Annotated in this window: 17 protein-coding genes; 9 read left to right on the top strand and 8 right to left on the bottom strand. The window is 62.9% G+C overall.

What is annotated here, in order from left to right:
* Nucleotides 1–29 precede the first annotated feature (29 nt).
* A complete protein-coding gene (gene ptsP, locus BM026_RS25265; RefSeq protein ID WP_093530473.1) occupies nt 30–2,546 on the top strand; it encodes a phosphoenolpyruvate--protein phosphotransferase in 2,517 nt (838 codons plus the stop codon).
* A 2-nt stretch (nt 2,547–2,548) separates the two neighbouring features.
* Nucleotides 2,549–2,827, top strand: a complete 279-nt coding sequence (locus BM026_RS25260) for a PTS sugar transporter subunit IIB (protein ID WP_071489269.1) — start codon at nt 2,549–2,551, stop codon at nt 2,825–2,827.
* A gap of 124 nt (nt 2,828–2,951) precedes the next feature.
* Here the strand turns inward: BM026_RS25260 and mltF are convergent, their stop codons facing one another.
* The gene (gene mltF, locus BM026_RS25255; protein WP_071489270.1) at nt 2,952–4,412 is read right to left on the bottom strand and encodes a membrane-bound lytic murein transglycosylase MltF; all 1,461 of its coding nucleotides are present in this window, start codon (nt 4,410–4,412) and stop codon (nt 2,952–2,954) included.
* 287 nt (nt 4,413–4,699) lie between these two features.
* Between mltF and purL the strand changes: the two genes are divergently transcribed.
* Together purL and BM026_RS25245 are read left to right on the top strand one after the other, a co-directional pair.
* A complete protein-coding gene (gene purL, locus BM026_RS25250; protein WP_093530471.1) occupies nt 4,700–8,596 on the top strand; it encodes a phosphoribosylformylglycinamidine synthase in 3,897 nt (1,298 codons plus the stop codon).
* Between the two features lie 4 nt (nt 8,597–8,600).
* Entirely contained in the window at nt 8,601–8,912 is a 312-nt protein-coding gene (locus tag BM026_RS25245) for a YqfO family protein (RefSeq protein WP_015885716.1), read from the top strand.
* Between the two features lie 173 nt (nt 8,913–9,085).
* On the opposite strand, the gene nagE is transcribed toward BM026_RS25245, so the two are convergent.
* The 7 genes from nagE to BM026_RS25210 all read right to left on the bottom strand — a co-directional run bounded on the left by nagE (nt 9,086) and on the right by BM026_RS25210 (nt 17,571).
* On the bottom strand, nt 9,086–10,792 hold the full coding sequence (gene nagE / locus BM026_RS25240) for an N-acetylglucosamine-specific PTS transporter subunit IIBC (RefSeq protein WP_092246720.1): 1,707 nt from the start codon (nt 10,790–10,792) through the stop codon (nt 9,086–9,088).
* Between the two features lie 27 nt (nt 10,793–10,819).
* Nucleotides 10,820–13,330, bottom strand: coding sequence for a phosphoenolpyruvate--protein phosphotransferase (gene ptsP, locus BM026_RS25235; protein ID WP_093530469.1), 2,511 nt, complete (start codon nt 13,328–13,330; stop codon nt 10,820–10,822).
* Between the two features lie 29 nt (nt 13,331–13,359).
* On the bottom strand, nt 13,360–14,382 hold the full coding sequence (locus BM026_RS25230) for an SIS domain-containing protein (protein WP_092246726.1): 1,023 nt from the start codon (nt 14,380–14,382) through the stop codon (nt 13,360–13,362).
* Nucleotides 14,363–15,469, bottom strand: a complete 1,107-nt coding sequence (gene nagA, locus BM026_RS25225) for an N-acetylglucosamine-6-phosphate deacetylase (protein WP_093125034.1) — start codon at nt 15,467–15,469, stop codon at nt 14,363–14,365. The genes BM026_RS25230 and nagA overlap by 20 nt, the downstream gene beginning before the upstream one ends.
* Nucleotides 15,470–15,479: 10 nt before the next feature.
* Nucleotides 15,480–16,238 (bottom strand): GntR family transcriptional regulator, encoded by a 759-nt coding sequence (locus BM026_RS25220; RefSeq protein ID WP_071489278.1) that lies wholly within the window; start codon nt 16,236–16,238, stop codon nt 15,480–15,482.
* Between the two features lie 263 nt (nt 16,239–16,501).
* On the bottom strand, nt 16,502–17,005 hold the full coding sequence (locus BM026_RS25215; protein ID WP_071489279.1) for a L,D-transpeptidase family protein: 504 nt from the start codon (nt 17,003–17,005) through the stop codon (nt 16,502–16,504).
* Nucleotides 17,006–17,022: 17 nt separating this feature from the next.
* Nucleotides 17,023–17,571, bottom strand: coding sequence for an NUDIX hydrolase (locus BM026_RS25210; protein WP_092246731.1), 549 nt, complete (start codon nt 17,569–17,571; stop codon nt 17,023–17,025).
* 149 nt (nt 17,572–17,720) lie between these two features.
* Between BM026_RS25210 and BM026_RS25205 the strand changes: the two genes are divergently transcribed.
* From BM026_RS25205 to purT, 5 genes are all read left to right on the top strand, one after another.
* Nucleotides 17,721–18,323 carry a CoA pyrophosphatase gene (locus BM026_RS25205; protein WP_071489281.1) on the top strand — a complete coding sequence of 201 codons (603 nt, stop codon included), beginning with the start codon at nt 17,721–17,723 and terminating at the stop codon, nt 18,321–18,323.
* Between the two features lie 36 nt (nt 18,324–18,359).
* Nucleotides 18,360–18,884, top strand: a complete 525-nt coding sequence (locus BM026_RS25200; RefSeq protein ID WP_071489282.1) for a gamma carbonic anhydrase family protein — start codon at nt 18,360–18,362, stop codon at nt 18,882–18,884.
* Complete coding sequence (locus BM026_RS25195; protein WP_071489283.1) at nt 18,881–19,096, top strand: DUF1289 domain-containing protein; 216 nt, start codon at nt 18,881–18,883, stop codon at nt 19,094–19,096. Before BM026_RS25200 ends, BM026_RS25195 begins: the two co-directional genes overlap by 4 nt.
* Before the next feature lie 163 nt (nt 19,097–19,259).
* Complete coding sequence (locus BM026_RS25190; RefSeq protein ID WP_032890779.1) at nt 19,260–19,727, top strand: VUT family protein; 468 nt, start codon at nt 19,260–19,262, stop codon at nt 19,725–19,727.
* A gap of 69 nt (nt 19,728–19,796) precedes the next feature.
* On the top strand, nt 19,797–20,978 hold the full coding sequence (gene purT / locus BM026_RS25185) for a formate-dependent phosphoribosylglycinamide formyltransferase (RefSeq protein WP_093530467.1): 1,182 nt from the start codon (nt 19,797–19,799) through the stop codon (nt 20,976–20,978).
* Nucleotides 20,979–21,011: the final 33 nt, after the last annotated feature.

Here is a 21,011-nt window from a genome sequence, read left to right as displayed (position 1 = left end):
ATCTACGGAACAAAACAACAGGTGAAGTCATGACCACAACTCAACCCCTGGAATTACTGGCGCCCTTGTCGGGTGTGCTGCTGGCGCTGGACAAGGTGCCCGACCCGGTCTTCTCCAGCCGCCTGATCGGCGATGGCCTGTGCATCGACCCCACGTCGCAGACCCTCTGCGCGCCATTGGCCGGGACGATCAGCAATATCCAGGACAGTGGTCATGCCGTCAGCATCACCGACGACAACGGCGTCCAGGTGCTCATGCACATTGGCCTGGACACTGTGAACCTGGCGGGCAAGGGCTTCACCCGGTTGGTGCAGGAAGGCCAGCGGGTGGAGGCCGGGCAGCCGTTGATCGAATTCGATGCCGACTACGTGGCGCTCCATGCGCGCAGTCTGCTGACCTTGATGCTGGTGGTCAGCGGCGAGCCGTTCAGCGTGTTGGCCACCGATGGTGTGGAGGTCGGCCAGCCGTTGCTGCAGTTATCCCCCGGTGAAGCCGTTGGCGCAGTGGACGAGGAGGAGGGCGATGCGCTGTTCTCCAAGCCGTTGACCTTACCCAATGCCAACGGTTTGCACGCCCGGCCGGCGGCGGTGTTCGCCCAGGCGGCGAAGGGGTTCAAGGCGAGCATCTACCTGCACAAGCAAACCCAGAGCGCTAACGCCAAGTCGCTGGTGGCAATCATGGCGTTGCAAACGGTACGGGGCGACAGCTTGCAGGTGAGCGCAGCAGGGCAAGATGCCGAAGAGGCGATCAAGGTGCTGGTGGCCTTGTTGGCTGAAGGTTGTGGCGAGGTAATTGCGAGCGTTGCCGAGCCCGTCGAAATTCAGTCGTCGGCGACCGTGCTGCGGGGCGTGTGTGCATCGCCGGGTTCGGCGTTTGGCCAGGTTGTTCAAGTGACTGAGCCTGAACTGACCATCACTGAGCAAGGCACGGGGGAAGCCACCGAACGTGCTGCCTTGGCGCGTGGCCTGCTGGCTGCCACTGAGGCATTGCAGGCGTTACGGGACAAGGCTGCCGGCAGTGCCCAGGCCGAGATTTTCCGCGCTCACCAAGAATTGCTCGAAGACCCGACCTTGCTGGAACAAGCCCACCGTTTGTTGGCGGAGGGCAAGAGCGCCGCGTTTGCCTGGAACAGTGCCACGCTCGCGACCGTCAAGCTATTCCAGGGGCTGGGCAACGCGCTGATCGCCGAGCGCGCGGCAGACCTGGCCGATGTCGGCAAGCGTGTGCTGAAACTGATCCTGGGTATTCAGGACAACGCCTGGGACTTGCCGGAGCGCGCGATCCTGATCGCCGAGCAATTGACCCCTTCGCAGACGGCCAGCCTGGATACCCGCAAAGTGCTGGGGTTCGTCACCGTTGGCGGCGGCGCGACCAGTCATGTCGCCATCCTTGCCCGCGCCCTCGGCCTACCGGCCATTTGCGGTGTTCCAACCGAGGTACTGGGGCTGGCCAATGGCAAACAGGTGTTGCTCGACGCCGACAAGGGCGAGCTGCACCTGGAGCCGGACCTGGCCGAAATCGAGCAACTGGACATTGCGCGCAAGCAACAGGCGCTCCGCCATCAGCGCGATGTGGCACAGGCGTCTTTGTCCGCCACCACCCGCGATGGCCATCACGTCGAAGTCACCGCCAACGTGGCCTCGTTGCAGGAGGTGGAGCAATCCCTGACCCTGGGTGGCGAAGGTGTCGGCCTTCTGCGCTCGGAATTCCTCTACCTGGATCGCAACCGCGCGCCAGGCCCCGATGAACAAGCGGCCACCTACACCGCCATCGCCCGTGCCCTGGGTACCGAGCGCAACCTGGTGGTGCGCACCCTGGACGTCGGCGGCGACAAGCCGTTGGCCTATGTGCCGATGGACGCCGAAACCAATCCGTTCCTCGGCCTGCGCGGTATCCGCCTGTGCCTGGAGCGTCCTGAGCTGCTGCGCGAACAATTCCGTGCGATCCTCGCCAGCGCAGGCTTTGCGCGGCTGCACATCATGTTGCCGATGGTCAGCCTGCTGTCGGAGCTGCACCTGGCCCGCAGGATGCTTGAAGAGGAAGCACTGGCGCTGGGGCTTACCGAGCTGCCGAAGCTGGGCATCATGATAGAAGTGCCGTCCGCCGCGCTGATGGCGGATGTGTTCGCGCCCCATGTGGACTTTTTCTCCATCGGCACCAACGACCTGACCCAATACACCCTGGCCATGGACCGCGACCACCCGCGCCTGGCCAACCAGGCCGATAGTTTCCACCCGGCGGTGCTGCGCCTGATCGCCACCACGGTCAAGGCCGCCCATGCCCATGGCAAGTGGGTGGGGGTGTGCGGTGCGCTGGCTTCCGAAGCGCTGGCCGTGCCGGTGCTGATCGGGCTGGGCGTGGACGAGTTGTCGGTGAGCGTGCCGTTGATCCCCACCATCAAGGCCACCGTGCGCGAACTGGACCTGGCCGACTGCCAGATCATCGCCCGTCAGGTACTGGGCCTGGAAGAAGCCGCCCAGGTGCGTGAGGCCTTGCGCCAATATCACGCAGCCACCGTTGAAACCTCACCTGTCATGGAGCTTTGAGCATGTTCGAGAAATTACAGCGGGCGTTCTGGAAAGCCCTGACGCCGGATTTGATTGCCGAGACCGTAGCAACACCGACGCAGAGTCTATTGCCGGCCGAAGTAATCAGCGCGTTGGGCGGCGCGGACAACCTCAAAACGCAGCAGCGTGTGGCGCTGACACGGGTGCGGGTGCAGTTGCAGGATGCGGGGCGGTTGGATGAGGTGGCGTTGAAGGCGGCCGGTGTCGCAGGGGTGATGGTGTTAACAGGCGGCGTAGTCCATCTGCTAACGGGTCTCTAATCCAAATAGAGATCAAAATGTGGGAGGGGGCTTGCCCCCGATTGCAATGTATCTGTCAGCTTATTTGTAGCTGACACACCGCTATCGGGGTGCAAGCCCCCTCCCACTGGGTTTTGCTGTGTTCTTACAACTGTGGGTTGTCTTCCGGCGGCTTGGTCTTGTCGATACCCGGCACATGCAAGTTGCCTTCGACCACCTGGTTGCCCTCCAGCTGCGGCTGGGTCACCCAGGTGAGGATGTCGTAGTAACGCCGGATGTTTGCCACAAAGTGCACCGGCTCACCGCCTCGCGCATAGCCGTAGCGGGTCTTGCTGTACCACTGCTTCTGCGACAGGCGCGGCAGCATCTTTTTCACATCCAGCCACTTGTTCGGGTTCAGGCCTTCGCGCTTGGCCAGCGTGCGCGCATCCTCCAGGTGGCCGGTGCCAACGTTGTAGGCGGCGAGGGCGAACCAGGTGCGATCCGGTTCGGCGATGCTGTCGTCCAGTTCATCCTTGATCTTGGCCAGGTATTTGGCGCCGCCCATGATGCTTTGCTTGGGATCCAGGCGGTTGGACACGCCCATGGCCTGGGCGGTGTTCTGGGTCAGCATCATCAGGCCACGCACGCCGGTCTTGGAGGTGACGGCCGGCTGCCACAGCGATTCCTGATAGCCGATGGCGGCCAGCAGGCGCCAATCGACCTTTTCTTCCTTGGCATAGGCGCGGAAGTGTTTCTCGTACTTGGGTAAACGCTGCTGCAGATGCTGGGCGAAGGTGTAGGCACCCACATAGCCGAGCACGTCGACGTGCCCGTAGTAGCGGTCTTTCAGACGCTGCAACGTGCCGTTCTTCTCGACTTTATCCAGGTAACTGTTGATCTCGTTGAGCAGGCTGTTGTCATCACCGGCAGCGACAGCCCAGCTCTGGTTGCTGGCGTCGCCCAGGTCGAACGCCACGCGTACGTTGGGGAAGTACACCTGGTTCATCGCCACTTCGTTGGAGTCCACCAGGGTCAGATCGATTTGCCCCTCGTCCACCATGCGCAGCAGGTCGACTACCTCAACGGCGTCGGATTCTTCGTATTCAATTGCAGGATTCTGCTTCTTCAGCGCCGCCAATTGTTCGGCGTGGGTGCTGCCCTTGAGCACCATGATCTTCTTGCCCACCAGGTCCGCCGCGTTCGTCGGGCGGGACTGGCCATTGCGGTAGATGATCTGCGGAGTGACTTCCAGGTAAGGGTGGGAGAAACGTACCTGCGCCTTGCGCTGCTCGCTGCTGACCAGGCCGGCGGCGGCGAGGACCGGGCCGTTGGGTTTGCCCAGCTGGCCGAACAGGTCGTCGAGGTTGTCGGCGGTCTCGATCTCCAGCTTCACGCCCAGGTCGTCGGCGAAGCGCTTGACCAGTTCGTACTCGAAACCGGTTTCACCGTTGCGGTCCTGGAAATAAGTCGCCGGGCTGTTCCGGGTGATCACCCGCAAGACGCCATCCTCCTTGATTCGCTCGAGCGTGCTGGGTTTATCAACACAGGCGCTGAGCATCAGGAAGAGTCCGGTGGCGATGAGCCATTTGGCGCATCGCGGTCGCAAAGCCGTTGGGGAGAACATCTGCGCAGTATACGCAAACGGCCCACGGCGCCATATCTCGACAGCGTGGGCGTTGTCTGCTAGCGCCGGCAAAACTGTGCTGCAACCCGCAGAAACGCGGCTTGGCGAGGGATTGTGACGGTTAAAATAACTGCGCCGAATGCCCCTCATGACCCGGCGAAAGGGGTGCAATCCGGCCAACTGACGTTCGGCGGCAGCCACCGGTAGCGTTTCGGGTGCCGTTGGCGGCGGTTTACGCTAGAATGCACGGCCTCAAAGCACACCCCCTTCCCGAGGCTGTCCCGAAGATGTTGATCCTGCGCGGCGCTCCTGCCCTTTCTGCCTTTCGCCACAGCAAGCTCCTTGAGCAACTGAGCCAGAAGGTTCCAGCTGTTACAGGCCTGTACGCTGAATTTGCTCACTTCGCCGACGTTACCGGCGTGTTGAACGCCGACGAACAGCAAGTGCTCGCACGCCTTCTGAAGTACGGCCCAAGCGTTCCGGTCCAAGAGCCTGATGGCCGCTTGTTCCTGGTGCTGCCACGGTTCGGCACCATCTCGCCCTGGTCGAGCAAGGCCAGCGATATCGCCCGTAACTGCGGCCTGGAGAAAATCCAGCGTCTGGAGCGTGGTATCGCTTTCTACGTCGCGGGCCAGTTCAGCGATGCCGAGGCCGAGCTGATCGCCAGCAGCCTGCACGACCGCATGACCCAGATCATCGTCAGCCAGCTGGAACAGGCTGCCGGCCTGTTCAGCCATGCCGAGCCCAAGCCGCTGACCGCGATTGACGTGCTCGGCGGTGGCCGCGCCGCCCTCGAGAAGGCCAACACCGAGCTGGGCCTGGCCCTGGCCGAAGACGAGATCGACTACCTGGTCAACGCCTTCAACGGCTTGAAGCGCAACCCGCACGACATCGAACTGATGATGTTCGCCCAGGCCAACTCCGAGCACTGCCGTCACAAGATCTTCAACGCCAGCTGGGACATCGACGGCGAAAGCCAGGAAAAAAGCCTGTTCGGCATGATCAAGAACACCTACGTGATGCACAGCGAAGGGGTTCTTTCTGCTTATAAGGACAACGCCTCGGTGATCGTCGGCTCCGTCGCCGGCCGTTTCTTCCCGGACCCTGAGACCCGCCAGTACGGCGCGGTCCAGGAGCCGGTGCACATCCTGATGAAGGTCGAGACCCACAACCACCCGACCGCGATTGCCCCGTTCCCGGGCGCAGCCACCGGTTCCGGCGGCGAAATTCGCGACGAAGGTGCTACCGGTCGCGGCGCCAAGCCCAAGGCGGGCCTCACCGGTTTCACCGTGTCCAACCTGCAGATCCCGGGTTTCGAACAGCCGTGGGAAGTGCCGTACGGCAAGCCTGAGCGCATCGTCACCGCGCTGGACATCATGATCGAAGGCCCGCTGGGCGGCGCTGCGTTCAACAACGAATTCGGGCGTCCGGCGCTGACCGGTTACTTCCGGACCTTCGAACAATCCATCACCACCCCGCGTGGCGATGAAGTGCGCGGCTACCACAAGCCGATCATGTTGGCCGGCGGCATGGGCAACATCCGTGAAGAACACGTCAAGAAAGGCGAGATCCTGGTCGGCTCCAAGCTGATCGTGCTCGGCGGCCCGGCGATGCTGATCGGCCTCGGCGGCGGCGCGGCGTCCTCCATGGCCACCGGCACCAGCTCGGCAGACCTGGACTTCGCTTCGGTACAGCGCGAAAACCCGGAGATGGAACGCCGCTGCCAGGAAGTCATCGACCGTTGCTGGCAGTTGGGTGACAAGAACCCGATCAGCTTCATCCACGACGTCGGCGCGGGCGGTTTGTCCAACGCCTTCCCGGAACTGGTCAACGATGGCGACCGGGGTGGTCGCTTCGAGCTGCGCAACATTCCAAACGACGAGCCGGGCATGGCCCCGCACGAAATCTGGAGCAACGAATCCCAGGAACGCTACGTACTGGCGGTTGGCGCAGAAGACTTCGCGCGCTTCCAGGCCATCTGCGAACGCGAGCGCTGCCCGTTTGCCGTGGTCGGCGAAGCCACTGCCGAACCGCAGCTTACCGTCACCGACAGCCACTTCGGCAACAGCCCGGTGGACATGCCGCTCGAAGTGCTGCTGGGCAAAGCCCCGCGCATGCACCGTTCTGCGGTACGTGAAGCCGAGCTGGGCGATGACTTCGACCCAAGCCAACTCGAACTGGCCGACAGCATCGAACGCGTGCTGCACCATCCGGCCGTGGCGAGCAAAAGCTTCCTGATCACCATCGGCGACCGCACCATCACCGGCCTTGTGGCCCGTGACCAGATGGTCGGCCCGTGGCAAGTGCCGGTGGCTGACGTTGCCGTCACCGCCACCAGCTTCGACGTCTACACCGGTGAAGCCATGGCCATGGGCGAACGTACGCCGCTGGCCCTGCTGGATGCGCCGGCGTCAGGCCGCATGGCAATCGGTGAAACCCTCACCAACATCGCGGCGTCGCGCATCGGCAAGCTGTCCGACATCAAGCTGTCGGCCAACTGGATGTCCGCTGCCGGCCACCCGGGTGAAGATGCGCGCCTGTACGACACCGTCAAGGCGGTCGGCATGGAACTGTGCCCTGAGCTGGGCATCACCATTCCGGTGGGCAAGGACTCCATGTCCATGGCCACCCGTTGGAACGAAGACGGCGTCGACAAGACAGTCACCTCGCCGCTGTCGCTGATCGTCACCGGTTTTGCACCGGTTACCGACATCCGCCAGACCCTGACCCCGCAACTGCGCATGGACAAGGGCACCACTGATCTGATCCTGATCGACCTGGGCCGTGGCCAGAACCGCATGGGCGCGTCGATCCTGGCGCAGACCCATGGCAAGCTCGGCAAGCAGGCTCCGGACGTCGATGACGCCGAAGACCTCAAAGCCTTCTTTGCCGTGATCCAGGGCCTCAACGCCGACGGTCACCTGCTGGCTTACCACGACCGTTCCGATGGCGGCTTGCTGACCAGCGTTGTCGAGATGGCCTTCGCCGGTCACTGCGGCCTGAATATCGTGCTCGACAGCGTTGCCGAGGATGCGTCCGAGATCAACGGCATCCTGTTCAACGAAGAGCTGGGCGCAGTGATCCAGGTTCGCCAGGACGCGACCCCGGACGTACTCGCCCAATTCAGCGCCGCTGGCCTGGACGACTGCGTGGCGGTGATCGGCCAGCCGATCAACAACGGCGAGATCAACATCTCGTTCAATGGCGACACGGTGTTTGCCGGCCAGCGCCGCTTGCTGCAACGCCAGTGGGCCGAGACCAGCTACCAGATCCAACGCCTGCGTGACAACGCCGACTGCGCCGAGCAGGAATTCGACGTGATCCTGGAAGAAGACAACCCGGGCCTGAGCACCAAGCTCAGCTTCGACGTCAACCAGGACATCGCCGCGCCTTACATCAAGAAAGGCATTCGTCCACAAGTTGCCGTACTGCGTGAGCAGGGCGTCAACGGCCAGGTGGAAATGGCTGCGGCGTTCGATCGTGCTGGCTTCAATGCGATCGACGTGCACATGAGCGATATCCTCGCCGGTCGCGTTGACCTCAACGAGTTCAAAGGCCTGGTGGCCTGCGGCGGTTTCTCCTACGGCGACGTGCTGGGTGCCGGTGAAGGCTGGGCCAAGTCGGCCCTGTTCAACAGCCGTGCGCGCGATGCGTTCCAGGGCTTCTTCGAGCGCAACGACAGCTTCACCCTGGGTGTGTGCAACGGTTGCCAGATGATGTCCAACCTCAGCGAACTGATCCCAGGCAGCGAGTTCTGGCCGCACTTTGTACGCAACCGTTCCGAGCAGTTCGAAGCCCGTGTTGCCATGGTACAGGTGCAGGAGTCCAACTCGATCTTCCTGCAAGGCATGGCCGGTTCGCGCATGCCGATCGCCATTGCCCACGGTGAAGGCCATGCCGAGTTCGCCAGTGAAGAAGCCTTGCTTGAAGCTGACCTGTCCGGCACCGTCGCCCTGCGTTTCGTCGACAACCACGGCAAGGTCACCGAGACTTACCCGGCCAACCCGAACGGCTCGCCGCGCGGGATCACCGGCCTTACCAGCCGCGACGGTCGCGTGACCATCATGATGCCGCACCCGGAGCGTGTATTCCGCGCCGTGCAGAACTCGTGGCGTCCGGAAGAGTGGAACGAAGACGGCGCCTGGATGCGCATGTTCCGCAACGCCCGCGTGTGGGTGAACTAAGGCCGTGTACAAGCTCAGCTTCTTCGTGCCCGACAGCCACGTGGAGACGGTGAAAACCGCTGTCTTCGCAGCGGGTGGCGGGCGCATCGGCAACTACGACAGCTGCGCCTGGCAAGTGCTGGGCCAGGGCCAATTCCGCGCGTTGGACGGCAGTCAGCCGTTTATCGGGCAGGTGGGCCAGGTTGAAGTGGTTGAAGAGTGGAAGGTTGAGCTGGTGGTGGCGGATGAGTTGATTGTGGCGGTTGTGGCTGCGTTGAAACTCAGTCACCCCTACGAGACACCGGCGTATGAGGTGTGGCAGTTGGCGGATTTTTGATTCGCACGCTGCAAAAACAAGAAACCCGCTGGGCCAGTTTGGCCAGCGGGTTTTTTGTCGGCTGTCAGGGCCTCATCGCGGGCAAGCCCGGCTCCCACATCTTGAATGTATTCACAGATAAAAATGTGGGAGCCGGGCTTGCCCGCGATGGGGGCTGTTCAGGCCAAGATTTGTTAGGCCCCAGCCCCAATCTGGCGACCGCTGACCAACCGCTCCAACGCGTCACCCAAGCCCGACGCTTTGTCACCAATCAACAAATGCCAAACACCGCTTTCCAGCTGGCTCACACCCTGGCAACCCAGAGCAGTCAGGTCAGCTTCAGACAACTCCGAGTCATCCCCTAACTCCACTCGCAACCGCGTCATCGCCACCGCTTCCAACTGGCGAACATTACCTCGGCCACCCAAGGCATTCAGCCATTTCTCAGCCTCTTGCACATTCACTGCTACGGGCTTATCCACAGGCGCCGGTTGCACGGGCACACTGGCAACAAACGAAGGCATGGCCAACCGAATCTCATCGGCAATGCTGTCTGCCATCGGCCCGACCACCACCTGCAAACTGCCGCCGTTACCTGGCCGGACGACCGCCATGGCACCCAGCGCTTTCAACTCCGCATCCACCGCCTTGTTGCGATCCACCATGTCCAACCGTAAGCGCGTGGTGCAGGCGCCGACACTCAGCAAATTCTGTGCACCGCCCAAGGCCTGGATGTAGGCCGTGGCGCGCTGGTTATCTGTCATCACCTCAGCCTGCACCACCTGGATATCCTCACGCCCCGGCGTCTTCAGGTTGAACCGGCGAATGCAGTAGCTGAACACGCTGTAATAGACCAGCGCATACGCCAGGCCTACCGGGAACACCAGCCAGCCATTGGTGGACTTGCCCCAGCCCAGCACCATGTCGATAAACCCACCGGAGAAGGTAAAGCCCAGGTGGATATTCAGCATATTGGTGACCGCCATCGACAGGCCGGTCAGCACCGCATGGATCAGGTACAAAAACGGCGCGAGGAACATGAAGGCGAATTCAATCGGCTCGGTCACCCCGGTCAGAAACGACGTCAGCGCCATCGACAGGAAAATCCCGCCCATCACTTTGCGCCGTTCCGGCAGCGCATTGCGGTACATCGCCAGACACGCCGCTGGCAGCCCGAACAGCATCACCGGGAACATGCCGGTCATGAACTGGCCGCCTTTGGGGTCGCCAGCAAAGTAACGGGTCAGGTCGCCGGTCACCACGGCACCGGTCACCGGGTCGGTAAAGGTGCCGAACACGAACCACGCCATGTTGTTGAGGATATGGTGCAGGCCGGTGACGATCAGCAGGCGGTTGAACACGCCAAACACGAACGCGCCCAGGCTGCCGCTTTCCATCAGCAGCACACCGAAGCTGTTGATGCCGTGCTGGATCGGCGGCCAGATCAGGCCAAAGATCACGCCCAGCGCCACCGCCGAAAACCCCGTGACAATCGGCACGAACCGTCGCCCACCAAAGAACGCGAGGTACTCCGGCAGCTTGATGTCCTTGAAGCGGTTATACAGCCCGCCTGCCATCAGGCCGCTGGCGATACCGGCAAGCATGCCCATGTTGATGGACGTGTCCATCACCTTGAGCGTGGAAACCATCACCAAGTAGCCAATCGCACCCGCCAAACCCGCCGTGCCGTTGTTGTCGCGGGCGAAACCCACGGCGATGCCGATGGCGAAGATCAGCGCCAGGTTGGCGAAGATCGCCTGCCCGGCGTCGTGCATCACCGCGATGTTCAAAAGATCGGTGTCGCCCAGGCGCAGCAACAGGCCGGCGATCGGCAGGATCGCGATCGGTAGCATCAGTGCACGGCCCAGGCGTTGCAGGCCTTCGATGAAATGTTGGTACATGGCGAGTCTCCTTTTTTCTTGTTGTTGTCAGCTCAGCGGCCAGTGGTATTGACAGGCTTGGCGAACGGCCTGGGCGCTGCTCAGGTCGAGCAGGCCCTGGCTCAGTTGCCGGCATTGCGCCGCGTCCAGGTGGCGGACGCGGTCCTTGATTTCTCCGATCTGCGGCGGGCTCACCGACAGCTCGCTGACCCCCAGGCCGACCAGTACCGGCGTGGCCAGCGGGTCGGAGGCGAGGGCGCCGCAGACCCCAACCCAGCGCCCGTGTTGCGCCGCGCCTGCGCAGGTCTGGGCGATCAGCCGCAGCAGCGCCGGGTGCAGTGCATCGACGCGCGCGGCGAGGCCGGCGTGGTCGCGGTCCATGGCCAGGGTGTACTGGGACAGGTCATTGGTGCCGATGGACAGGAAGTCGGCATGTTTGGCCAACTGCTCGGCCATCAGCGCGGCGGCGGGCACTTCGATCATCACGCCCAGTTCGGGACGCTGGGTCAGTTCCAACTCAGCGCACAACTCGTCCAGGCGCTGGCGAATCTGCAACAACTCATCCACCTCGCTGACCATCGGCAGCAGGATGCGGCAGCGCTCCAGCGGGCTGACTTGCAGCAGCGCCCGCAGTTGCTGGTCGAGCAGTTCCGGGCGTACCTGGGCCATGCGGATACCGCGCAGGCCCAGCACCGGGTTGGCCTCGACCGGCAGTGGCAGGTAGTCGAGTTGCTTGTCGCCGCCCACGTCGATGGTGCGGATGATCACCGACTTGTCGCCCATGGCATCCAGCACGGCCTGGTAGGCCTGGCGTTGTTCCTGTTCGTCCGGCGCGGTGCGGCGGTCGACGAAGAGAAACTCGGTGCGCAGCAGGCCGACGCCATCGGCGCCATTTTCAAACGCCACCAAGGCTTCGGCGCTGGAGGCAACATTCGCGGCAACTTCGATGCTCACGCCATCGGCGGTGCGTGCCGGCTGCCGGGCTTGGGCCTGTTGTTGCTGGCGCCGCAGTTTCTGCGTATCGCGAATCTGGTGTACTTCGGCGTGGCGCGCATCGCTGGGCGCCAGTTCCAGCCTGCCGTTGGCGGCGTCGAGGACCACGCGTTGGCCCTGGGGCACATCGAGGACTTCGGCGCCCAGCGCGACCACACAGGGCAAGCCTTTACCACGGGCCAAAATAGCCACATGGGAGGTGGCACCGCCTTCGGCCATGCAGATGCCTGCGGCATTTTGCGCGCTCAGTTGCAGCAGGTCGGACGGGGTCAGTTCGTGGGCGCTGACAATCGCCCCTGCGGGCAATTCGAAGTGCCAGGCTTCACCCAGTAATGCGCGCAGTACCCGTTGCTGCAAATCCCGCAGATCATTGGCGCGTTCGGCAAACAGCGGTTTGCCAAGGGCCAGCAACACGGCGCATTGCGCCTGGATCGCGTCGCGCCAGGCATGGGTGGCGGCACTGCCGTGCTCGATGGCGCCGGTGGCGGCGTCCAGCAGGGTCGGGTCTTCCAGCAGGGCGAGGTGGGCGGCGAATATGTCTTCTTCCTCGACGTTCTTGCGTTGGCGCGCATGATCCAGGGTGCTGCGGATTTCGCTGCGCACCTGCTCCAGGGCGGCATCCAGGCGTTGCAGTTGCTCGTCGGCAGCATGCTTGCCGGTGTCTGCCGGCAGTTCGATACCGGTCAGGCGGAACAATGGCCCGCAGACCAGGCCCGGCGCGGCACACACGCCTTGCAACACACCCACTTCGGTATTGACCCGACGGGGCGCGGCTGCCACCGGGGTGTGGTGTTCTTCCTTGACGACGGCTGACAAGGCCGCGATCACTGCCTGCACCGCCGCTTCGGCATCCTTGCCGCGACAGCTCACACGCACCTCATCCCCTTCACCGATACCCAGGCCCAGTAAACCGATCAGGCTGTCACACGAGGCGGTTTTATTGCCAAAGTGCAGCGAGGCCTGGCTGCTGAAACCCTGCGCAGCCTTGCGCACCAACGCCGCCGGGCGGGCATGTAAACCACCGCGATGGGTGATGCGTACGCGGGCGCTGGCTTCACCCGCCGAGTTATCCACAGGCGTCGACACCGACGCTGCCGAACGCGCCACGATCTGCAACAACGGCTCGCCGACCTTGACCGTTCTAGCCGCCACCGAGCGCAACTCGAAGCGCTCGCCATTGGTCAGGATGATCAGGCTGACCAGGCTCTTGCACTGGCGTGCAATGCGGTCCAGCTCAAACTGCACCAGCGCCTGGCCCTTGCTTACCCGCGCGCCATCCTTCACCAGCAAGGCGAAGCCTTCGCCGTTCAGTTCCACCGTATCGATGCCCACATGCATCAACACCTCGGCACCGTTGTCAGCGCGGATCGTCAGTGCATGCCCGGTGCGGGCGACGTGGATGATCACGCCGTCACAGGGTGCATGCAGGCAGTCATTCAACGGGTCGATGGCAATGCCGTCGCCCATGGCGCCGCTGGCGAACACTTCGTCGGGAACGTTGCCCAGGGCCAGCACCGGTCCGCTGAGGGGGGCGCTGAGGGTCAGGTCATTATTGTTGTTGGACATGGGCACGGTACTCATCAGGAAAACGCGACTCAGTGAGTGCGGGTAACTTTGCTCAGGTGACGCGGCTGGTCCGGGTCCATGCCCCGGGCTTCGGCCAAACCTGCCGCCATCACGTAGAAACTCTGGATCGCCAGGATCGGGTCCAGGGTCGGATGTTCGGCGCGGCTCAGGGTCAGGTCACGCTCGGCGATATCGTCCGGCGCAGCCAGCAACACGCGGGCACCGCGTTGACGCATGTCGGCGGCCAGGCTCAACAGGCCGGCTTGCTCGGCGCCGCGCGGGGCGAACACCAGCAGGGGGTAGTTGTCGCCAATCAGTGCCATCGGCCCGTGACGTACCTCGGCGCTGCTGAAGGCTTCGGCCTGGATCGCCGAGGTTTCCTTGAGCTTGAGCGCCGCTTCCTGAGCGATGGCAAAACCGGCGCCTCGACCGATCACCATCAGTTGCTGGCAGTCGCGCAGGGCGTCGATGGCGACCGTCCAGTCCTGCCTGGCGGCGGCACGCAGTTCGTCCGGCAAGGCGCGGCAGGCTTGCAGCAAGTCGGCTTCCTGGTTCCAGTGGCCGATCAGCAGCGCGCTGGCACTCAGTGTGGCGATAAAACTTTTGGTGGCGGCGACGCTTTGCTCCGGCCCGGCGCAGAGCGGCACGTGGAATTCGCAGGCGGCTTCCAGCGGTGAGTCTTCAGCGTTCACCAGCGAAATGCTCAGGGCGCCGCGTTTGCGCAGCAGGCGCAAGCTGTTGACCAGGTCCGGGCTTTGCCCCGACTGCGAGAAACCGAACGCCACTTGGCCGCTGACTTTCAACGGGGCTTGCAGCAGGGTCACCACCGACATTGGCAACGACGCCACCGGGATGCCCACGTGCTGCATGGCCAGGTAGGCGAAGTAGCTGGCGGCGTGATCCGAGCTGCCGCGGGCGATGGTCATCGCCACTTGCGGCGGCTGGCGGCGCAGGCGGCCGGCGACTTCTTCCAGCAGTGGGTCCAGGCGTTGCAATTGCGCCGACACGGCGTCGCAGGAGGCCAGGGCCTCTTCAAGCATTTTTGAAGTCAATGGTTTCTCCTTCGACCATTACGTCGGTGAGTGTCAGGGAGCGGTCCAGGCGCACGCAGTCGGCAAAACTGCCGGGTTGCAGGCGGCCGCGCTCTTCCAGGCCCAGGTAGTCCGCAGGAAATTGCGACAGGCGTTGTGAGGCTTCGCTGACGGGCAGGCCGATCTTCACCAGGTTGCGCAGCGCCTGGTCCATGGTCAGCGTGCTGCCGGCCAGGGTGCCGTCGGCCAGGCGCACGCCGCCCAGGCATTTGGTCACGGTGTGGCTGCCCAGCTTGTATTCGCCATCCGGCATGCCGGCGGCGGCAGTGGAGTCGGTGACGCAGTACAGGCATGGGATCGAACGCAGCGCCACGCGCATGGCGCCGGGGTGCACATGCAGCAAATCCGGGATCAATTCGGCGTACTTGGCGTGGGCCAGTGCGGCGCCGACGATGCCGGGCTCGCGGTGATGCAGCGGGCTCATGGCGTTGTACAAATGGGTGAAGCTGGTGGCGCCGGCAGCGAGGGCGGCGACGCCTTCTTCATAGCTGCCCAGGGTATGGCCGATCTGCATGCGCACGCCGCGTTCGCTGAGGGCGCGGATCAGGCCGTCATGCCCGGCGATTTCCGGGGCGATGGTGATCACGCGGATCGGCGCCAGGCGCAGATAGGCTTCCACTTCGGCCATCAAGGCGGTGTGGGCAAAGTTGGGTTGGGCGCCGAGTTTTCCCGGATTGATGTAGGGCCCTTCCAGGTGCACACCCAGTACGCGGGCGCTGCCCTTCGGACGCCGTTCGCAGAAGGTGCCGAGCTGACCGAGTACGCTTGAGATTTCATCCACCGGCGCAGTCATGGTCGTAGCCAGCAGAGAAGTCGTACCGAAACGCACGTGGGTGCGGGTGATGGTCTCGAAGGCATCGCTGCCTTCCATGATGTCCTTGCCACCGCCGCCGTGGACGTGCAGGTCGATAAAACCCGGCAGCAGGTAGGGCAGGTCGTTGTCAGTCGGGTCGCAAGGGGTGCCTTCGATAGCGATCACCTTGCCGTGCTGATGCACCAGGCGGCCGCGAATCCAGCCGCTGGGCGTGAGGATGTTGTCTTCGGACATGGGCAGTTCTCTAGAGTCGCAGTTCAGCGGAGTAGTCATGGCGGCGCAGCTCTGCGACGAAGTCGTAGTAGTCGTTGCGGCAGTAGGTGTCGGTGATTTCGATCGGTGTGTTGTCGGCGGTGTAGCCGACCCGGGTCATCAGCAGCATCGCGGTGCCGGGGGCGATGCCCACCAGCGCGGCGAACTCGTCGGAAGCGTTGATCGCCTGCACATGCTGCAGGGCGCGCACGATGGGTTTGCCGATGCTTTCGAGGTATTCGTACAGCGAATTGCCAATGCCTTGCGGGTGCGGCAGTACCGAGGCGGGCAGGGTGCTCATTTCAATCGCCATCACCGTGTCATCCGCCTTACGCAAGCGTTTGAGGCGTGCCACTTTATCGGCGGGCGAAAGGCCCAGGCGGATCATCTCTTCGTGGGTCGGCTGGGTCAGTTCTCGTTCCAGCCATTGGGAGCTGGGCACGAAACCCTTGAGCCGCAGCATCTCGCTGAACCCCGAAAGGCGCGACAGCGGCTGTTCCAAGCGTGGCGATATATAGGTGCCGGAGCCTTGATTACGGCGGATCAGCCCTTGGGCAAACAACACTTCCAGCGCCTTGCGAGCGGTGACTCGCGAGATGCTCAATTGCTCGCTGAGGACGCGCTCCGAGGGCAGGGCCTGTTCGGAGGTCCACTGGCCGGCATGGATCGCTGCTTCCAGTTTGCGCGCCAATTGCAGGTACAGCGGCGTGGATTGTTTATCGTCGGGGCGCAGGGCCAGGATGGGGTTCATCTGTCAGGTTTCCGATGCGGTTATTGGAGTGTTGTCGCCCGGTATTGGCCGGAAATTAATACCACTTAAATACCATGTCAATGCAGCTAAAACGGTGCAAGCAGCGGTTTAAAGGCTCCACAATGAGGCCTGGTATGAAGTGGTATTAGAGAGGTCTTTATCGCGCACAGAACGGCGCAGCCCGCAGGGGTGAACTGGTATTCACCGGCGGGCACAGAGGGGGGGCGGGATTTTTTTCGAATTATTTTACGAACGGTACGAGATTACGGACGAATCTCGATCAGGGTGCCGTCCTTGACCAGGTTCCACACTTCGCGCATGTCCACGTTGCGCATGCCGATGCAGCCGTCGGTCCAGTCCAGGGTATGGAACCACTGTTCCGGGTACTCTTCGCTGTCGGGCGTGCCGTGGATCATGATCATGCTGCCGGGCTTCACGCCTTCGCGGCGGGCGCGGGCGGCGTCGCTGATATTGGGGTAGGAGATGTGCATGGCCAGGTTGAAGCGGTCGCTGGTCTTGCGCCAGTCGATCCAGTACAGGCCCTCTGGCGTGCGGCGGTCACCCTCGATCAGCTTGTGGCCCTTGGGGTTCTTGCCCAGGGAAATGCGGTAGGTCTTGAGCGGCTTGCCGTCGTTGATCAACTGCAACTGATGGGCGGACTTGAGCACCAGGACCTTTTCGACGGTCTTGCCGCCCAGGGTTTCCACGGTCGAGGCTGATGACAGGGTCGCGAACGACAGGCAGATAAGGGCAAGCAACCAACGCATTAAAACGGTATCCCTAGTCATGGAGCGGGCAACACCCGCGGCTCTACAGCCTCGCTGCGCACCGGGAAGGCCTGCTGCCGACGGTCAGCAAAAAAGTATTCGAGGGTGCGCCCGACCGTGCGGAACGCCAGCTCGGACCAAGGGATGTCGGCTTCGTCGAACAACTGCACTTCCAGGCTTTCGGGGCCGGCGGCGAAGTCCAGGTCAAGCAGGTCGGCGCGGTAGAAAATATGCACCTGATTGATATGCGGCACGTCGATCAGGGTGTAGATGCTCAGGTTGTGCACGCGGGCGCAGGCTTCTTCCAGGGTTTCGCGCATGGCGGCCTGTTCCACGGTCTCGCCGTTTTCCATGAAGCCGGCGGGCAGCGTCCAGTAGCCCAGGCGCGGCTCGATGGCGCGGCGGCACAGTAGCACTTTATCGCCCCATACCGGCACGGTGCCGGCGACGATATTGGGGTTCTGGTAGTGGATGGTCGAGCAGTGATCACACACAAAGCGCAGGCGGCCGTCGCCTTCGGGGATGCGTTGGGTAACCGGTTTACCGCACTGGCTGCAGAAATTCATGCTGGGGTTCCTGGAAAGTGCGTCTATCTTGGCGTGACGGGCAGGGCGCTGCAACAAGTTGTCGTTTAGCGACACCGGGCGGGTTTTGGGGTTGGGCACCCGCGAGCTTTGGTGCATGATGCAAGGTAGCCAACAGACCGAGATGACTCATGCTGGACGAGCTACTTCGCCGGGTAAGCAACCACACCCCCCACACGCTTGAAACCGACGGGCGTTTCCCCGAGGCTGCGGTGCTGGTGCCGATTACCCGCAGTGACGAACCTGAGCTGATCCTGACCCTGCGCGCCAGTGGCCTGTCGACCCATGGTGGCGAAGTGGCCTTTCCGGGCGGGCGGCGCGACCCCGAAGACCCGGACCTGATCTTCACCGCGCTGCGCGAGGCCGAAGAAGAAATCGGCCTGCCGCCCGGGCTGGTCGAAGTGATCGGCCCGCTGAGCCCCTTGATCTCCCTGCATGGCATTCGGGTCACGCCGTATGTCGGCGTGATCCCCGATTACGTCGAGTACTTGGCCAACGATGCCGAGATTGCCGCGGTTTTCAGCGTGCCCTTGGACTTCTTCCGACAAGACCCACGCGAACATACCCACCGGATCGATTACCAGGGCCGCAGTTGGTACGTGCCCAGCTATCGGTTTGGCGAATACAAGATCTGGGGGCTGACGGCCATCATGATCGTCGAGCTGATCAATCTGCTCTATGACGATGCCAAGATCAGCCTGCACCAGCCACCCAAGAGCTTCATCAATACTTGAGCCATCGCTTGAATGGCAACGCCGTGAGGAAAAACCATGAAATACCGCCTGGGCGACGCCCGCGTCGAGACTCATCCACAGAGCTGGGTGGCACCCAATGCCACGCTGGTGGGCAAGGTCAAGCTGGAGGAGGGCGCCAACGTGTGGTTCAACGCGGTGTTGCGCGGTGACAACGAACTGATCCTGATCGGCAAGAACAGCAACGTGCAGGATGGCAGCGTGATGCACACCGACATGGGCTACCCGTTGACCCTGGGCACCGGCGTGACCATTGGGCATAACGCCATGTTGCACGGCTGCACGGTGGACGATTACAGCCTGATCGGCATCAATGCGGTGATCCTCAACGGCGCCAAGATCGGCAAGCACTGCATCATCGGCGCCAATTCGCTGATCGGCGAAGGCAAGGAAATCCCCGATGGTTCGCTGGTGATGGGCTCGCCGGGCAAGGTGGTGCGTGAACTGACCGACGCGCAGAAACGCATGCTCGAAGCCAGCGCCGCGCACTATGTGCACAACGCACAGCGTTATGCGCGGGATCTGGTCGAGCAGGAAGAATGAATCCGATTGAACGCCCCGTTGCGTCGCCGTGCGTGAGCATTTGCGCGCTGGACGATGACGATATTTGCACCGGCTGCCAGCGTACGGTGGATGAGATTACGCGTTGGAGCCGCATGGATAACGCCGAGCGCCGGGTGGTGCTGGGGTTGTGTCATGAGCGGGCGGTGGCGAGTGGATTGGTGTTTATGGCCTCTAATAAATCCGGCGCCTGAACCAACGCTATCGGGGGCAAGCCCCCCTCCCACAGTTGGCCGCGTTCAGTCTGTAGGAATGCAGTCAAAATGTGGCAGGGGGCTTGCCCCCGATAGGGCCATCCCAGACGACATATTTCAAAATGTGAAGTACCCTGTGCCCCTTGTTCACAGGTCCATCCCCATGCTCTTCCTGATCGCCTACATCAGCAGCGTCGTGCTGATCAACTTCGCCTTCTCCACCGCCCCGCACCTGGATGTCATCTGGTCCGCCTGGGGTGGCCTGGTCTTTATCCTGCGCGACATGGTGCAAACCCGCTTCGGCCATGGCGCAATCATCGCCATGCTGGCCGCGCTGGTGCTGTCGTATGTCACGTCCGACCCGGCCATCGCCCTGGCCAGCGCCACCGCGTTCGCGGTGTCCGAGTGCATCGACTGGCTGGTGTTCAGCATCACCAAGCGTCCGCTGCACGACCGCCTGTGGATCAGTTCGGCGCTGAGCATTCCCCTCGACACCTTTATCTTCTTCGGCCTGATCGGCGCGCTCACGCCGGCGGTAGTGGGTACTGCACTGGCGTCGAAGTTCGCCGGGGTCACGGTGGTGTGGCTGATCATGGCCTGGCGCATCCGCAAGCGGGCTGTCGCCAACTGAGGCCAATTCCTGCAGTTCATGTAAAATGCCGGCCTTTCTCCCAATGATCCGCTCCCCTGAGGACCTGAGATGACCCGAATCGGAACTCCATTGTCGCCAACCGCGACCCGCGTTTTGCTGTGTGGCTGCGGTGAGCTGGGCAAGGAAGTGGTAATCGAGCTGCAACGCCTGGGCGTTGAAGTGATTGCCGTGGATCGCTACGCCAACGCGCCGGCCATGCAGGTTGCGCACCGTAGCCACGTGATCAACATGCTCGACGGCGCCGCCCTGCGAGCGGTGATCGAGGCGGAAAAGCCGCACTTCATCGTGCCGGAAATCGAAGCCATCGCGACCGCCACCCTGGTGGAACTGGAAGCCGAAGGCTTCACCGTGATCCCGACCGCGCGCGCCACCTCGCTGACCATGAACCGTGAAGGCATCCGCCGCCTGGCCGCCGAAGAGTTGGACCTGCCAACCTCGCCGTACCACTTCGCCGATACCTTCGAAGACTACAGCAAGGCCGTGCAGGACCTGGGCTTCCCGTGCGTGGTCAAGCCGGTGATGAGTTCGTCGGGCAAGGGCCAGAGCCTGCTGCGCAGCGTCGATGACGTGCAGAAAGCCTGGGACTACGCCCAGGAAGGCGGCCGTGCAGGTAAAGGCCGTGTGATCATCGAAGGCTTTATCGACTTCGATTACGAAATCACCCTGCTGACCGTGCGTCACATCGGCGGCACCACCTTCTGCGCGCCCGTCGGCCACCGTCAGGAGAAGGGTGACTACCAGGAATCCTGGCAGCCACAGGCCATGAGCCCGATTGCCCTGGCGGAATCCGAGCGCGTTGCCAAGGCGGTGACCGAGGCCCTGGGTGGCCGTGGCCTGTTTGGCGTGGAGTTGTTCATCAAGGGGGATCAGGTGTGGTTCAGCGAAGTGTCGCCGCGCCCGCATGACACCGGTTTGGTAACCCTGATTTCCCAGGACCTGTCGCAGTTTGCGCTGCACGCGCGCGCCATCCTGGGCCTGCCGATCCCGTTGATCCGTCAGTTCGGGCCTTCGGCCTCGGCGGTGATCCTGGTGGAAGGGCAGTCGACCCAGACGGCGTTCGCCAACCTCGGCGCCGCGTTGAGCGAACCTGATACCGCGCTGCGCCTGTTCGGCAAGCCCGAAGTGAATGGCCAGCGCCGCATGGGCGTGGCGTTGGCGCGGGATGAGTCGATTGAAGCGGCCCGTACCAAGGCGACCCGGGCTTCCCAGGCAGTGGTGGTAGAGCTCTAAAAGCATCGGGGGCAAGCCCCCCTCCCACACTTG

Origin of the sequence: Pseudomonas sp. NFPP24, from assembly GCF_900112095.1 — a bacterium.
Lineage (GTDB): Bacteria > Pseudomonadota > Gammaproteobacteria > Pseudomonadales > Pseudomonadaceae > Aquipseudomonas > Aquipseudomonas extremorientalis.
Note: the sequence above shows the minus strand (reverse complement) of the source record. Positions and strands in the feature narration are given on the sequence as shown.